This is a genomic window from Flagellimonas flava (genome assembly GCF_050617915.1).
GTDB classification, from domain to species: domain Bacteria; phylum Bacteroidota; class Bacteroidia; order Flavobacteriales; family Flavobacteriaceae; genus Flagellimonas; species Flagellimonas flava_A.
In genome coordinates, this window is sequence record NZ_JBODQE010000149.1 from 1 (window position 1) to 241 (window position 241).

The 241-nt window shown below is 47.3% G+C and carries 1 pseudogene; it reads right to left on the reverse strand.

Going from position 1 to position 241, the window contains the following annotated elements:
* Positions 1-241: pseudogene (locus ACRHOZ_RS21340) on the reverse strand (RNA methyltransferase); the annotation flags it as partial.

The window sequence follows — 241 nt, forward strand, 5'->3', positions numbered from 1 at the left end:
AAGGTCGGAGCGGGGATTGCCTATCAATACGGCATCGATGTCCGCTGCATCCTCTGTACGCAACAAGGCACCAATATTTCCTGGTTTCTCAGGGGCTTCAGCAACCAAAACCAAAGGTTTTGGATTTTTAAACTCCAGATTTTCCAGTAGATGCTCCTTGCTCTCAACAAGTGCTAAAACGCCCTCGGTTGTTCCCCTGTGGGCCAGTTTTTCGTAAACTGATTTGGAAAGTTGGATGTGT